This window comes from Mycoplasma sp. HS2188, from assembly GCF_025209835.1.
Lineage (GTDB): Bacteria > Bacillota_I > Bacilli_A > Mycoplasmatales > Metamycoplasmataceae > Mycoplasmopsis.
Window position 1 is genome coordinate 1 of record NZ_JAOAOI010000007.1, and the last position, 17089, is coordinate 17089.

The 17089-nt window shown below is 30.7% G+C and carries 10 protein-coding genes; 3 read left to right on the forward strand and 7 right to left on the reverse strand.

Annotated features, from left to right (window positions below):
* The 6 genes from N1F73_RS02650 to N1F73_RS02675 form a co-directional block, all read right to left on the reverse strand.
* Positions 1 to 1309: type I restriction-modification system subunit M (locus tag N1F73_RS02650; protein ID WP_260359984.1), on the reverse strand; the 1309-nt coding region annotated here is incomplete at its 3' end.
* A 138-nt stretch (positions 1310 to 1447) separates the two neighbouring features.
* Positions 1448 to 2197: a triose-phosphate isomerase gene (gene tpiA / locus N1F73_RS02655; RefSeq protein WP_259290413.1), complete on the reverse strand. Its 750-nt coding sequence runs from the start codon at positions 2195 to 2197 to the stop codon at positions 1448 to 1450.
* A gap of 26 nt (positions 2198 to 2223) precedes the next feature.
* The gene (gene ligA, locus N1F73_RS02660) at positions 2224 to 4197 is read right to left on the reverse strand and encodes an NAD-dependent DNA ligase LigA (RefSeq protein ID WP_260359987.1); all 1974 of its coding nucleotides are present in this window, start codon (positions 4195 to 4197) and stop codon (positions 2224 to 2226) included.
* A gap of 68 nt (positions 4198 to 4265) precedes the next feature.
* Positions 4266 to 5156 carry an energy-coupling factor transporter transmembrane protein EcfT gene (locus N1F73_RS02665; protein WP_259290415.1) on the reverse strand — a complete coding sequence of 297 codons (891 nt, stop codon included), beginning with the start codon at positions 5154 to 5156 and terminating at the stop codon, positions 4266 to 4268.
* Positions 5156 to 6136 carry an energy-coupling factor transporter ATPase gene (locus tag N1F73_RS02670; RefSeq protein ID WP_260359990.1) on the reverse strand — a complete coding sequence of 327 codons (981 nt, stop codon included), beginning with the start codon at positions 6134 to 6136 and terminating at the stop codon, positions 5156 to 5158. Before N1F73_RS02670 ends, N1F73_RS02665 begins: the two co-directional genes overlap by 1 nt.
* Positions 6127 to 6924, reverse strand: coding sequence for an energy-coupling factor transporter ATPase (locus tag N1F73_RS02675; RefSeq protein WP_259290417.1), 798 nt, complete (start codon positions 6922 to 6924; stop codon positions 6127 to 6129). The genes N1F73_RS02670 and N1F73_RS02675 overlap by 10 nt, the downstream gene beginning before the upstream one ends.
* 114 nt (positions 6925 to 7038) lie before the next feature.
* On the opposite strand from N1F73_RS02675, the gene N1F73_RS02680 reads away from it, so the two are divergent.
* From N1F73_RS02680 to N1F73_RS02690, 3 genes are all read left to right on the forward strand, one after another.
* Positions 7039 to 8991, forward strand: a complete 1953-nt coding sequence (locus N1F73_RS02680) for a transketolase-like TK C-terminal-containing protein (protein WP_260359991.1) — start codon at positions 7039 to 7041, stop codon at positions 8989 to 8991.
* Positions 8992 to 9159: 168 nt separating this feature from the next.
* Entirely contained in the window at positions 9160 to 10611 is a 1452-nt protein-coding gene (secY, locus tag N1F73_RS02685; RefSeq protein WP_260359993.1) for a preprotein translocase subunit SecY, read from the forward strand.
* Entirely contained in the window at positions 10605 to 11264 is a 660-nt protein-coding gene (locus N1F73_RS02690) for a nucleoside monophosphate kinase (RefSeq protein WP_259290420.1), read from the forward strand. Before secY ends, N1F73_RS02690 begins: the two co-directional genes overlap by 7 nt.
* A 147-nt stretch (positions 11265 to 11411) precedes the next feature.
* On the opposite strand, the gene N1F73_RS02695 is transcribed toward N1F73_RS02690, so the two are convergent.
* Entirely contained in the window at positions 11412 to 17081 is a 5670-nt protein-coding gene (locus N1F73_RS02695) for a ZmpA/ZmpB/ZmpC family metallo-endopeptidase (protein ID WP_260359995.1), read from the reverse strand.
* Between the last annotated feature and the right edge of the window lie 8 nt (positions 17082 to 17089).

Here is a 17089-nt window from a genome sequence, read left to right on the forward strand (position 1 = left end):
GGTTTTTACGCAATACCATAATTATTGTTGCAATACCAGTTCTAAAAAAGATTCCAGCTGGTAAACCAATAATGGTATCGATATAGCCGTTTTCGATTAGTTTTCTACGAATTTTACCTTCGTTACCACCTCTAAATAAAACTCCGTGTGGTAAAACAACTGTCATTATTCCTTCACGTTCTAAGTGATGTAAACTGTGTAGCACAAAAGCATAATCGGCTTTTGCCTTAGGCGCTAAACCATATTCAATAAATCTTGGATCACCTTCAGCTTCTTCAGGTTCTCAAGATATTGAGTAAGGAGGATTGGCTACAACTGCGTCAACTATTTTCAATTTGTAAGAAGATTCGTCATTGTTTTTAATAAAGAACGGTCAGTCTTTTTTTAATGTATTAGCATTTCGTACGTGTATATCAACAGGGTTGATTCCGTGCATAATTAAGTTCATTCTTGACATTGTGTAGGTTTCTGGGTTTAACTCTTGCGCATAATATGTTACTTTATGTTGAGTTTTTGAGTATTTAGCAAACATATCTCCCAGTCTAATCAACAATGAACCTGACCCTGATGTTGGGTCATAAATAGAAATATTTTGACGATGTTTTAAATGACGGGCTACAATTTCAGACATTAATTGTGATACTTCAGAAGGAGTAAAAAATTCCCCACCTTTTTTACCTGCTTCACCGGCAAATTGTTCAATCATGTATTGATAAATAAAGCCTAAAACGTCAAAATCTTGTCTATCAACAGGAATTTGTTTAATTAAATCCAAAATTAAAACTAAATAATTAGTGGCTTCACGAGGTGAGTCCCCTAGCTTATATAAATCTTTAGAATAGGCGTTAAACACACCTTCAAAAAGCGATCTGATTTCTCCTTTTTCTGATAAATTTTCGTTAAAAGAGTGAATTGCTTCAGTAATTGCTTCGGTATTAAATTTAATGTTATTGTTGGCTCAGTTTTCAAATAAGAATTTAGGTTTAATAAAATAACCTAATTCAATTTTTGAAGCTTCAATAATGTCTTCGTAACCTTCTTGGTATAAATCAAAGGTTTTATTTTTACCATCTTCGTCAAAATTAGATTCATCTAAGGCATTGATATCGTCTAAATTAACTTGTCTATCTTCAACATATTCTTTCAATTGGTTTGATAGAAAAATATATTGTTTTTGTGATAAAAACTTATAAAAAATTAAGCTTAGGAGAAAATTTTTGTGTTGCTCTTGAGTGATTTTTCCCCTCGCTGTATTTGCCGATGCTCAAATGATTCTGGCTAATTCTTCCTTGTTTATTTTATTGTTCATTTTAACTCCTTAAATGTATGTAATTAAATTTTATCAAAGACAAATTAATTTACTATTATTTGACAACATTTATATTAAAAATACAAACGTGTAATAAACTCAATTAAGTGCAAAATAAAATAATGCCGGAGCATTAATTTATTCAACAGCTATAACTTCTAAAAATGTGTCAATATCAAGAGTTGCTTTCCCTATTAAGAACCCATTGATTTCTTTAATTTTAGCAAGTTGTTTAATGTTTTTTGCGTTAACCGAACCACCATAAATTATGCGTGCTTGCGGAGATGTAATAGAACGGATATAGTCGGCCATTTCGTGTAAAAATTCAGGAGTGGCACTATGTCCTGTACCCATTGCTCAAATTGGTTCGTAAGAAATAATAACTTTACTAAAATCTAAATCTCTAGATGATTCCATTATTTTTTGTTTAACAACTTCTTTAGATTTTCCTTGCTGATATTCTTCTAATGATTCACCAAAACAAATTAAAGGCGTAATTCCGTATTCTAGTGCAGCTTTAGCTTTTAAGTTAACATCACTTGAAGTTTCGTAGTGGTATTTTCTTCTTTCTGAGTGTCCAACAATAACATATTTAATGTTAAACTCACTAAGCATTTCTGCCGAAACATCACCGGTGTAAGCTCCTGCATAAAACGCTGAAACATCCTGCCCAACTAACAATAATTGTTTTTCTTTATTGAAAGCAACATGTGAAGCAAGATTAATTGGCGGCATAGCGATACCAAATTCATTTGACGCAACTGCGTCACGATATTGTTTATCTAATCTTGTTCGCTTCTTAAACTTTTTATTAAATTCAATCAATCATTGAGCACTTTCATCGAATGTTTTATTCATTTTTCAATTTGCAATAATAATTTTATTCATTTTCCCCCTTTTATTAGTACATCTAATTATTTTATTAAATTATTGAACATTTCTTCACTTAAAATTTCTATATTAAGCTTAATTGCTTTATCTTTTTTGCTTCCGGCATCCTCTCCACATAGTAAATATGATGTTTTAGAAGACACTGACGAAGCCACATGACCACCATTTTTTTCAATTAAATCAACATAGTAATCTCTATTATTTGTCAATTTTCCAGTAATGACAAAGGTTTTATCAATCAATTTTGAGCCTTTTTCAATATTTTTATTACTGTAAGTGAATATAGAGTCTAAAAATAACATTAATTCTTTATTTCTTTCTTCATAGACATATTCCAATAATGACTCAGATATTTTAGGTCCTATATTTTCAATAAATTGAATATTTGCTAAATTTGTGTCATTAATAATTTGTGTAAAATTTCCATATTTTTGCGAAATTAACTTAGCAGCTCTGATTCCAATATGTTTGATTCCTAAGGCAAAAATAACTTTACTGAAATCGCTGAATTTACTTTTTTCAATATTATTCAGTAAATTTTGTATTTTTAACTCACCATAACGGGGTAACTTTTGCATTGCCACTTGGTGCTTTTGTAATGAGTAAATGTCTTGTATATTTTGTAAAAAACCATTTTTGTATAAATCTTTAACAGTCGTTAAACCAAGCCCAACTATGTTCAGTGATTGACGTGATGCAAAATGATAAATACTATTAACTACTTTTTCTTCGCATTTTTCATTGACGCAAAACTGGTCAACATTGCCTTCGATTTCAACTAAAGCCTGTTTGCATGAAGGACAAAAATTGGCCTTAGCAAACACACCTTGAACATTTTTCTTGAATAGAGCTATTACTTTAGGAATAATTTCTCCGGCTTTGATAATAGTTACTTCATCACCAATATTAACATTCATTTCTTTAATAAAATTATAGTTATGCATCGTGGCTTTTCTTACAGTTGTTTGGTTTAAATTAACAGGTTCAATATGAGCAACATAAGTTATTTTTCCAGTACGCCCAACAGTTGTTGAAATATTCAAAATTTTGCTACTTACACTTTCAACTTCGTATTTGAAGGCAATTGAATGTTTAGGGAATTTAGCAGTTGCACCTAATTTATCTCAAAAGGTTAAATTATTTAATTTAATTACTAACCCGTCAGCATCATAATCTAATTTGTTTTTTATCTCAGCAAAAGATTCAATTTCATCTTCTAACTCCTCAACATCAACTAATTTTGATTTAGGATTTACTGGTATATTCAAAGAAGCGAAAAATTTTAAAGCTTGTTGTTGGCTAAAAATATTGTGTTTTTGGGGTTCTACTAACTCATATATATAGCACTCTAAACCTCTTTGTTTAACGATTTCGGCATTAAGTTGACGCAAAGTACCGCTGGCAGCGTTACGTGGGTTAGCAAATGTTTTTTCGCCACTTGCAAGCATTTTATTGTTCAAGTCAGCAAAACTTGACTTGGTCATGAACACTTCGCCCCGAACTTCAAGATTGTCTGTATAATCAATAATTTTAGGTATTGAGTCAATTTGCATTATATTTTCAGTAACTTCTTCGCCTTCAATACCATTACCACGAGTCAGTGCCTGAATTAAATAACCATTTTTATAATGAAGCGCTATTGATAAACCATCAATTTTAGGTTCAACACTAAAATTGATTTCTTCGTCAGGTACCATTTTTTTCAAGTTGTCGATATATTTGATTATTTCATCGAAATTGTAAGCCTTCGAAAGTGAAAGCATTGGTTTTTGGTGGGTAACTTTATTGAATTTTGAATTAAAAATATTGTCACCTTGACCCACTTTATTCGTTGGTGAGTGCGGATGAATAAATTCAGGATATTGTTTCTCTAAGTCTTCAAGTTCTTTAAGTTTTTTGTCATATTCTAAATCAGAAACACTTGGGTTATTTTCAATAAAATACTCAAAATTTCACTTATTTATCAACTCAGTTAATTGCTTTATTTTTTGCTTCATATCTTCTCCGTTTTTCAATTAATACATACATTATAATAAATAAAAAAACTCTAATGAGTTTTAATAAATTAAATATGGAAATTAGTTATTGCGTATCAGTGTGGTAGGGTAAAAACATTGTGTTTAATTAGGGCACTTAAAACTATCAATCCTACAACAATACTGAAAACAATAAGATCTCTTCAGGTTGGGATTAATAAACGATAACGAGTTCTTTTGGCGTATGGGTCATAGCCTCTAGTTTCCATAGCATTTGATAAATCTTCCGCTTTTGTGAAAGATGTCGAGAATAGCGGAATTATTAAAGTGGTAAAGGCTTTTGCTTTATCTTTGATTTTGCCATTAACAAAGTCTACTCCACGACTAGCCTGTGCTTTCATTATTCTTTTAGCTTCAATCAATAAAGTTGGTATAAAACGCAGTGCAACCGAAATCATCATTGCTATTATATGCGTTGGAATAAACAATAATTTTAGCGGTAATAATAAGTCTTCAAGGGCTTTGGTTAATAAAATAGGTTTAGTTGTTGACACGAATAAAGTTGTCACCATTATCATGATGTAAATTCTAAATACTAACGATAAAGTTTGAGCAATCACAGCATAACTTAGTGCATATGATTTTGATTTAGTAATATAGAAAAATACATGCATTGCATTGCGTTGAGCAATTTCTGCCTCTGTGTTACCATTTGGCACTTTTAAAGTGTAAATGTTAATAAAGAAAACAATAATCCCAACAATTATAGGCATTTTCAGTAGCGAAAACACACTTTTAAAACTTTTAGTACCTAATAAAAAGGCAATTAATAAAGGTAAGAATAGAAAACCTAATGTTAAAAAATGTGATGCAACAAAAGTTAGAACAATATAAACAATATTGATAATTAATTTAACTCTGGGGTCTAGACGATGCACGAATGTATTGTCATAAACATAAGTACCAATAACAGAATTCATTATTTACCTCTCTTCTGTTCTAATTTTTTGTTCAAAATGTTTGCCAATTCATCAATATTTTTTATATCATTAGGAACTCTCAAACCTCTTTTTTGCAATTTAGTAATAAATTCCAAAATTTTAGGTGGCTGCATGAAATTTTTGTTTAGAAAATCAGTATCTCTTAGAACATCACAAGTCGGACCATCATTGATAACTCTTCCGGCTTTCATCAATAAAACACGATTTGTAACCTGTAAAACATTGTCTAAATCGTGAGTTACAATAACAATAGTTTTGCCTAATGCGTTTAATTTGGTAAAAATTTCCAAAATTTCTTGCACACCAACAGGATCTAAACCTGCTGTAGGTTCATCGGCAACAATAATGTCAGGCTCAATTGCTAAAATTCCCGCTAAAGCTACACGACGTTTTTGACCACCAGATAAACTGAATGGCGATTTAGATAAGAAGCTATCGTCAAGGCCACAAAGATTTAAATATTTGCGAGCTCGTATTTTTGCTTCTTGTTTGTCAACGCCAAACGAAAGTGGACCAAACATAATATCTTTTTCGATTGTTTCTTCAAATAATTGATATTCGGCAAATTGAAAAGCAATCGCAACTTTTTTTCTAATTTCCTTCGCTCTTTTAACTTTTTTCAGTCTTTTTTGTTTAAAAATTTGAGTTTTTATACCTTTTTTGAATGATAAAATTTCTACTCAAGATGCTTTTAGTTCTATTTCATCGTTAAATTTTTCCACAGCATTAGTACTTTTGTTTTTTCTAGTGTTTTTAAAATTTCAACGAATACTTCCTTTTGTTGGCAGTAACAAAGCATTTAAATGTTCTACCAATGTACTTTTACCTGAACCAGTTTGACCAATCACCCCAATAAATTCACCTTGCTTAATATTCAAACTTACATCTTTCAGAGAAGTAAACTCCATTCTGGTACCACGGCTATATGTATGAGATAATCTATTAATTTTTATTTCCATATTTGCTCCAACAAATCATTTTCATCATAAGTTTCTTCAATGCCTTTAAGTTTTTGACTTAATTTGTATATAAAAGGTGAATCAATTTTAGCTATTTCAATGATTTCTTTATTTTTCAATATATCTTTCGGCGAGCCTTGCGCAATGATTTTACCGCCAGCAAAAACAATGCAATAATCAGCTAAAATCGCTTCATCCATATCGTGGGTGATTGAAATCAATGTTTTTTGGCGTTTTGATTGAATTTCACGAATCAAATTAAGCACTTGACTTTTGCCTAATGGGTCCAACATTGATGTTACCTCATCAAAAATAATAACCTCTGGATCTAATGCTAAAACAGAGGCAATAGCAACTCTTTGTTTTTGACCACCAGAAAGTAGGTGTGGTTCTCTAGTTAAAAAATCTTGCATGCCAACTTTTTGAGCTAATTCATTGATAATTGGTTTCATTTCTTCTCGAGATAATCTTTTATTTTCTAAACCGAAAGCAATATCATCTTCAACAGAGGCCCCGACAAATTGATTATCAGGGTTTTGGAAAATTATTCCAATTTGCTTTCTGATTTTGCGCAAAGTATCAGCCGAAATTACGGTTCCGTTAATTTCGATTGAACCACTTTTTGGTTTATACAATGCGACCAATAATTTAGAAAAAGTTGATTTTCCAGACCCGTTGTGACCTAAGATTGCAACATATTTACCGTCTGGTATTTCAAAACTAATTCCATCAATAGCATTTCTATCTGCATCAGGATATCTAAATACTAAATCTTTTACTTTAATCATAATTTAAAATTATACACATAATCGGAATTTTCCATATAAGATTAATCAATACGCAATTTTATGTTGTTCAAAAACTAAAATATAATATTATTGTGTTTTATAAAAGAGGATTATATGCAACAAGACAATAAATTAATAGCTAATATGCGTGGATTGATTTTAGATGCCGTGACAAATGCTAAGAGTGGACATAGCGGTATGGCAATTGGTTCAGCAGAAATAATTCAAACTTTATTTAGCAAATATTTAAATTTCACTAATTTAGAACCTAAATGATTTAACCGTGACCGCTTTGTTTTATCGGCCGGACATTCGGTTTTATCAATCTATTCAATATTGCATTTTATGGGTGTTATTGACTTAGAAGATATTAAGAAATTTCGCACAGAAGCTTCAATTACACCAGGTCATCCAGAACACGAAAAATTACAATATCTAGATGCTTCTACCGGTCCATTAGGACAAGGTGTTGCCATGGGTGTGGGGATGGCAATAGCACAAAAATATTTAGCGAATAAATTCAATAAAAATGAGTTTAAAATGATTGATCATAAGGTTTATGTATTGACTGGCGATGGTTGTTTGCAAGAAGGGGTCGCATTAGAAGCTTTACAGCTTGCGGGTACAATGCAATTAGATAATTTTATCTTACTACACGATGCAAACAATGTTCAATTAGATACACACACAAAAATGGTTAATAACATTGATTTTGAAATGTACTTTAAATCAATGAATTTCAATGTTTTTTCTATTGATTCCTCAGTGGAAAATATTGAAAATGTTTTAGAAAAGGTTAAAAACATTTCGGGTCCAACATACATAAAAATTAATACTGAAATAGCCAAATTTACACCAGCCCAAAACAATGTTAAAGGACACGCCTCAATTTTCACTGATGAACAAAACAAAGAAATAAAATTGAAAATGAGCCTAACAAAAACCGATAAATTTGTCTATAAGAATGATTCATATAACTATGCACAAAGTTTTTGAGATCAAAAAAATCAAAAATATAATCACTGAAGCGAGTTGTTTAAAAAATACGAGCAATATTATCCAAACGAAGCAAATGAATTGAAAAAATTAATAAAAAATGATTTTAAATATGATCTAAAAGATATCGCTTTCACCAACAACAATCTTTCAACTAGAGATTACACGCTACAAATATTGAATCATATAGAAAATAAATACTGGAGTGTGATTGGTGGTTCGGCTGATGTTTCGTCTTCAACAAAGGTTAAATTCAGTAAAAACATTGACCAAAACGGCCAAAATATACTTTATGGTGTCAGAGAACACGCGATGACGGCAATCAATAATGGTATTAATTTATCTGCAAATTTAAAGACTTTGTCTTCAACATTTTTAGCATTTAGCGACTATGCAAAAGGTGCTTTAAGACTGGGCGCATATTCAAAAATACCTGCCATAAATATTTACTCACATGACTCGTATTTAATAGGTACCGACGGCCCTACGCACCAACCGTTTGAACAATTAGCAATGCTGAGAGCAATGCAAAATATGCTAGTTATTAGACCATGTGATCAATTTGAATTGCTATCAGCATTTGAGTATGCGTTGAACCAAAAGATGCAACAAATTTCAATAATAACCACTAGACAAAACATTAAAAGTTATGATATTTCATTTTTCAACCATAACTTAAAATCAATAAGAATGGTAAAAACATTTGTTAAAGAAAACAATAAAAAATGAATTAATATTCTTGCTAGTGGATCAGAAGTAATGTTAGCTGAAAAGGCAGCACAAAAACTCGTAAATGAATACGCAATAAATGTTAATTTATACTCAGTGCCTGTTTTGCAGTGGTTAGTAAACGATGAAAAGACAATAAAAAACTTTTTAATTGGTAAATACCCAATTCTAGCAATCGAAGCCAGCAGTGATTCTATGTGGTATCGATTAGGTAAATACAATAAATTTGATGCCATTTTGGCAACAAACTTTGGCGAATCGGCAAAAGGCGAAATAGTTTATGCTAAAAATGGTTTTAATATTGAAAACATAATTGAAAAAAGTTGTGAATTAGTTAAATAATTAATTAGATTCTAAATTATAATATGAAATCTATAACACATTTATTTATACTTCCGAATAAGCTCAATAAAAATTGGTGTATAATTAAAAATATTTATTGATCGTTCAATAAAATAAAACCTTAGAAAGGACTATATGAAGCAGTTTTTCAACAATCTAGGCTATAACATGTCTAAAATGTGATACAAAATTACGCACTGATGAAAAGATTTTTGAGAACATAGATCAGTAACAAAAAAAATACTATTTACACTCTCTTTCTTAGCAATCTATGTCATAATGACCACAATTGGTGCACCTTTTGTTCGCATCAATAAATCTGACTTAATTAATCAAGATACTTTTTTCAACACATTAAATCTTATCGGTGGAGGTGGATTACGTAACTTCTCGTTAGTCGCCTTAGGAATTAGTCCTTTTATTAACGCTTCGTTGATTATGTCGCTTTTACAAACTCGGTTATTCCCGGCGATTCATAAGTTAGGACAAAGTGGACCACAAGGGAGACGAAAATTAAATGTTATAACTAGAATTTTGACTCTCTTTATTGCGTTTCCACAAGCAATATTACTCTCTCAATCATTAGGTAGAGGCGAGAATCCATTTATAGAAATTTTACCAGTCTTTGGTCCAGCATCATTGACTGCCACAACTTACTTTATTGTTCCTATGATTCTAATAGGAGGATCGTTATTCTCACTATTTATTGCCGAACAAATTACAGACAAAGGAATTGGTAACGGGACATCATTGATTATTTTTACAGGTATGGCGTTTGCTTTACCGAATCAATTTAGACAAGCTACTGCATTTTTTGTCGGTAATTCTTCATCATCATCTCTATTTATCGGATCATTAAAATTTGTCGGTTACATTTTTGTTTTTGCTATCACTATTTTTGTTGTTGGTCTTATTTACAATTCTGAACGTCACATACCAATTCAACAAACAGGGGCAGGAAGATCTAGAAACGTCAAAGAGATGGGTAAATTACCAATCAAACTAAACCCAGGTGGAATAATGCCAATTATTTTCTCAACAATGGTTATTTCATTCCCGTTAATGATTGCAAGAATTTTACCTTCGGGTAACGCAGCAAAAGCGTGAATTAACGAATATATGCAATTTACATCACCACTAGGATTATCATTGTTAGTTGTAATTACGTTTTTCTTCAGTTATTTAATGGGTATTCAACAATCAAAAATCGATAAAATTAGTGAAGATTTTGCTAAAAATTCAACTTTCATCCCCGGTATTCAACCCGGAGAGCAAACAGAAGATTATTTATTCGGCATTGTTTTAAGACTTTCAACATTCAGTGCTTTTTACTTAATTATTCTGGCTTCATTCCAATACTTACAAATTATTGTTTTAAAATGACCTGCAGCCATAGCTTTCGGTGGAACCAGTGTTATGATTTTAGTTTCGGTGGCAATCGAAACAATAGGCCAATTTAAAGCGAGATTAAAAACAACTCACTTTGCTAAACAAAAACAATTATCTCGTCAAGTTAGCGATCGGATCACATACGAAAATGTGTACACTGAACATGGTCCAGACACTAAACAAAAAGATAAAAACAATAAAAAAACAAATGGAGAAGGATTACTATGATAGAGAAAAATGCAAAACTAAATATGGTGTTTATGGGGCCTCCAGGGGTTGGAAAAGGTACTGTTGCATCTGTTATTTCGAGCACTAATGAATTTGTTCATTTATCAACCGGAAGTATTTTTAGAGAAGAAATTGCTAAAGCTACTCCTTTAGGTCTTAAAGTTTCTGAAATCGTGAAATCAGGTAAATACGTTACTGACGATATCACTAACGAAATAGTTAAAAATAAATTAACTGAATTAATGTCGCAAAATAAAAAAGTTATTTTAGACGGCTATCCTCGTACAATTAACCAAGCACAGTTTCTTGATAACATCGAAGGTTTCGAATACGTTGTTGTTTCACTTTTCGCCCAAGATGATTTAATTTTAAAAAGATTATCAGGCAGAAGATTTTGTCCACAATGTAAAAGTAGCTACCATGTTCTATACATGCCATCAAAATTAGGTGATAAATGTGAAAAAGATGGTGTTGAATTAGCAACTAGACCAGACGACACAATCGAAGCAATTAAAGTACGTCAAAAAATATACCACGATGAAACCAAACCATTACTTGACTTTTACGAACAAAATAACAGAGTTATTTCAGTTGATGCAAACGGCAATGCCGATGATATAGCAAAAGATGTCTTAGCTAAAGTAAAAAACAATTAGATTTCAAATTCATGTTAAAAATAGCATTGCTAAAATGCTATTTTTATTATTTCATTGATTGAGCCTAATTACACAACAAAACACAAACTGAGTAAATTATGTATAAAATGGCTTGAATGCTAAATAAAAAAACAAGGCACAATTGCCTTATTTAAAAATTGATTCTCTAAAGTTTTTAGTTAGCGCATTATATGCTTGAATAATCGTTCTTTTCAATTCATATGATTGAAAACTGTTGCGGTTATTTAGTGCTAATTTACTTATATCTTTATCGATTGCGATATTAAATAAATTCTTAATATCTTCACTACTTGTGATAGTGTAATTTTGATTATTATAACGAATCGTTACTGGTCTAATTGTGTCTTTTTTATCTAAACGTCTTTTGAACATAGCTTTTTTGAATTCGTTGTAGTTTTTGTATTCACCATTGAAAATTTTACTTAAAACGAAATCTTCACTTAACAACTCGTTTGGCGATAATTGTGACGCTAATGCGTCGGTAGCATAATTAACAAACCCATTATCTCAGCCAAATTCTGCCAATAATTCAAAAACATTTCTTCTAAAAATTAAGCCTCCAGTTGCACCTGTATCATTTGAGTATGCGGCAAAAATAGGTCTGAATAGACTTATATTATAGTAATTATCGTTATTATTACGCAAGTAATCACTAGTTCCAGGTTTCAGGCCATATGTTTCTAATTTAGAAATAATATTATTATCAATTAAATCATTAACATCGGTTAAATTCATCGCTTTGATACTGTTAGCATCTAGTTGAACAACTCTATCACTTCCGTGTGTGTAACCTTGATTTATGTCTTCGGGACCATACAATTCGTGATGGTTTTTCATTGTTGAATCATCTTTGTGTAAAGTTAATTGATTAAAGAATAATGCTTGTTTTTCGACTGGTTTTGACAAAATAACTTCAGCTTCTAGCGCATCTAATAAGTAGGTTACATCAAATAAACCTTTTAAGTATTCTTGGAAATCTTGTTTTGAATTAAATCTATCAATACTATTATTCGAGGTAACAGGACCTTTTAAATCAAGTACAAAATTAAAACCATAATTAGGCGAGCTATTGCTTGTTATTGATTCAAATAAACCTAGCGCAAACGCCTCAGGACCAATTCCTTTACGGTATTCGTGACCTTGCAATCATGTTTTGTGATCATAGGCGTGGGTTAATTCGTGAGTTAAAGTTGCCATTCCTTCAATATCCAATACGTCAGCACTATCAAATCTAATTACTTTAGTATTTTGATTTGCATACGCTGAGTCTTTAAGTGGTGATTGAGGGTGTCATTTATTGATTGGGCCAAAGAAATCATTTACTGGGGTGTAACGTGTGTCGAAGCGTTCAGCTCAACGCCGTTTTTGACCACCAAAACGTGGTTCTGGCGTTCCATCAACACTTGAAACAATTAAATAACCATCAAAAATTTCGGCTGTTGAATTAACAAGGTGTTGTTTTCCTTCTGGGTTGGCAATTTTGTACATTAACTCCATAAATTTTCTATATTTGATTGATTTATCAATAATTAATTGATTTACTTCGGCTTTTTTGTTTTCGTATTCAGCTTTATTATTTATCAATAATTGTTCATCAATACTACGTCCGTAGCCACCAAAGAATAGTGTACCTAGAGTTGAAATAATATAGACATTATTTTCACTTAAATTAAGCAATGGTAGAATGTAACTATTTGCTGTCGCTTTATTTTTAATCCGGTTATAAACGCTTACATCAACATCAGGATAAGAAAGCATTTTTTCTTCATGAACAAAAGCTTTTGTCGATGATTTGAATCATTCGTCCATATTCGTGCTGTTCATGAACAATTTAACGTTATATTCTAGAAATTCGAATAAGTTTTTATTAGTTAATTTACTAAAGTATTTATTGAAGGTTTTAAAGTTATTGCTAATTAGTAATTCTTCAAAATTCAATGAACCAATTTCAATTAAGAAATCAATATTTTTAATTGAATTATTATAGAAATTAGGGTTAAATAACATTATTTTTCTAATATTAAACTCACCGAAGTTAATATTGAATAAACGATTAATATAGGCTAAACCAAGCATAATTTTTACTTTATTATCAAGAATTTTTTTCTTGATAACTTTTGCTATTTGTTCATTATTGTAATCGCTATTTTGGTAGTTAGCAAGTAGTGATTTGACAACATCACTTAATTGTGATTTAATTTCAGCAAATGATGAGTCTAAGTACAACGCTTTCATTGTTTCTTCAGTAGAAGTATTGAATTTTTCTTTGTTTTTATTGTTATATTCATCTAATTTCACTTGTTGGATAAAATCGTTTGCATGAATATCAAGACCACTTAGGCCGGCAACAATATCGTTAACTAATTGATCGTTTAAATTCAAGTGTTGATTTGGTGAATAAATTAAATCAGCGCCTAGGCGATATTCGTAATAATCGCTTTGTTCAAACCTTGTTGGTGTTGCTAGATTGTAAGTTGTTGAGGTTCCATCATCAAATTTAACAAAAAGACGATTAATGCTATCTTTATCATATAAATTAGAAACAAATTGATCGCCGTGCATTGGCATTAGTGAGTATATTTTTTTACTGAATAAAAGATCAGAAGTGCTTACTAAATTACCGTATTTGACAATAGTATTTCTGTCAAAATTAGACATTAATTTTGCAATATTCTCGTACGCTACTTGACGAGATGAATCATAGTCAGGTAGCATTGAATAATCTACGGTATCAAAATCATCATTAGCAAGGGGCTCTAAATCTATACCCCACGATCTTAATAATCTTTTTGCGTTTTCAAGTGTAATTGTAGTATCTGAATTTTGCTCAGAAATTATTTTATTGTCTGAAGTTTCTGAACGCGAAATTTGAGCAAATAAATCAATATTTTGATTTTTGGCGTCAACAATATTTGAACTTGCTTCAGCATTGTTGATAATACCGATAATTTGAGCTAGTTTAGTGTTTTGGAATTGAGTATTATTATTGACGTTTATTCGACCTGAAATATAATTTCTTTCTATCTTTTTATCTAAAGCATTAGGGCTAGTTGCTTTAGCAGCTAAAAGAGCAAAATATTGACCATTTTTATCATCAGAAGTTATGTTTAAATCTACTTTTAAAACACTATTTGTAACTGATGAATCAATTAACACTGAACTTAGTCCACCAACTGAAGATGAATCTATAGAATTTTGTACAAATGTAACATTACCCTCAATAAATAATTTAGTAATATCACTGTTTTGAATTGTTTTAGCTAAAATACCACCGTCTCTATTTAAAACAACATTTGAATTCAATATTTTGAAATTTGATATTGATGAATTTGTTACTTTGTTGAATAGTGGTTTATTCAAGTTATTGATTGAGTAATTTTTGTCATCAACGCTTCTTAGAGTACCGCTAAAATCAATATCGATATATTGCTCTGCTTCAATTGGATTGGCAAACAGATCAGAACCAATTAGGAATGTACCGCTAGGGTTTTGTTTAATAGCAGCAATTAATGTATTAAAATCAGTATAAACGTTTGCTTGTTCACTGATTTCATCAACGAAGAACGAATATGTTTCCGCCACATCATTTTGACTATTGAACGACACTAAATTATCTTGATTTAAAGTGATTTTGTATTTATCGCCAACTTTTTCAATAGATTTTACTGGAATTAAATTTTCAAAATTGTCGTCAACAATTTTGACCAAAAAATTATTAGGATCAATGTTATTTGCACTTAAGGAAGCGACTTTTTTAGTAGTTCCATCTGGATTAACTAAAAGCAATTCACGTGCAGTTATGTTTTTAAACTCAACTGATTTAATTGAATATACACCACTCAAATTATCCATTTTTTGTGAAAGATCTTCTCTGGCATCATCAATTTGTTGTTGTGTAGATTCATTACTATTTCAAATATTTTTCGCTTGTTCTAAAGCAGCAATAAATTCACTTTTGTATGTTTGATTTTCTTCATTTCGGTATGTAACCGAATCACGTTTTTGTTCAGCTAAGCGAATTGTTTTTTCTAATTCTTTTTTATCGGCTGGAATGATCACTTTTTCTTTAAAACTAACTTGCAGAGAAAAATAACTTAGTTGCGTGTTGATTTTAATTGAGGCAAAATTGCCATCCATAACTATATCATCAGGATCAATAGGTGAATTATTAGCGCTAATTTGACTAACCTCTTGACCTTCAGGAATATTTATTTTAAACAAAAGATAATTGTCTTTTTGCGTTTGTCTAAACGAATCTGTACCATTAGGAGAAACAATTTTTCTATCACCCATAACATAAATAGTATTTGTCTGTTGTAAATGCTCGAATTCGACACTAAAAGTCGAGTTTTGAGTTATTGGGTATTTAAATACTCCTTTAGAAGTGTCAACATCAATAACGTTGCCATTTAATTTAACATTTGTCACTCTCTTATTTGTAGGCACGTCAATAAAAATTAATGCCTGATCACCTTCAGTAAAATGATTTTTGTCAACAGAATCACTAATGTATAAATTATCACCTAAATCGATTGAATAAGTGCTTTTTGCTTTAACTAAATCTTTAAATTCAACAGAAATTTCAGTATTATTACGCATTAAAAATGAGTAAACATTGTTTTTTACAAAACGTTTTCTATTTGAACCATTCACAATCAATGCTTTTATCTCTTTGCCTTCAGGCACATTGATATTAACACTAACATTTTGACCAAAACTTATTTTATTTGTGTCCGCAATATCATTCACACTTAAATTAGCACCCAGTGTTAAAGAATATTTATTTTCTTCATAGACAGCAATCAATTCGTGTGCTTGTTTAGTTGCGTTAAATGTAAAGGTATTGTTAACTACATTATCAATGTTTTCGACTCCATCTAACATTAAAGAAGTCAAGGTAGAATTTTTAGGTAATACCAATTTTGTCACAACTTCTTTACCAACGTGGGTAGTAATGTTATCTCTTTCAAATCCAACTAATTTTATATATGATTCAATTTCCTTTTCTTCTTGCTCGTTGTTATTGCTATCTAGTTGTTCGCCAGTATTATTCGAATCAGAACTAGTATTTGACTCATTGTTGTCTTTAATTGTTTCTTTTTCTTCATGTTCATTTTTTTCGCTATCTATTTGCTCGCCAGTATTAGCTGAATCAGGAGTAGTATTTGACACATTATTGTCTTCAACTGTTTCTTTTTCACTTGTATTTTGTTTTTGCGAATTAGATAAAATTAAGTTAATTTCCGTGTTTGCCTCAATCACAACACTGAAGCGATTATTTTTGATTAAATCTTTGCTTTCAAGCGAATTAATCAATAGTGATTCAATAGATAAGTTTTCATCATTTGAAATTGAAAATTCCAATTTTTGACCATATTTAACTGATCCTAGATCAATATTATCGTTCAATAAAATTAAGTTATTTGTTGTGCTTACATTAAAGGTCAAATCAGTATATACTGCTTTTATTTCTTTGATATTTTCCTGAGTAAATGTGTATGTGTTATTGACAATTTCTGACTTTTTATCAATTCCATCAACCAATAAACTTTCAATTTTTTTACCAGAAGGAACAACTAACTTTAAGGTTAGTTCTTGACCATTTGTTGTGTTAAATGAACCGGTTTTTCCACTTTTAGCATCAACTAAACCTTCAATTTTTAGAACAATAGTTTTATCTTTATTATCACGAGATTTCAATCCTAAGCCTAGTCCTAAACCTAGCCCGATTGCAGTTACTGCTAAGCCACCGCTTACAACACCTGCAATTATTATTTTTTTACGCTTGTTTTTCATTTCACCTC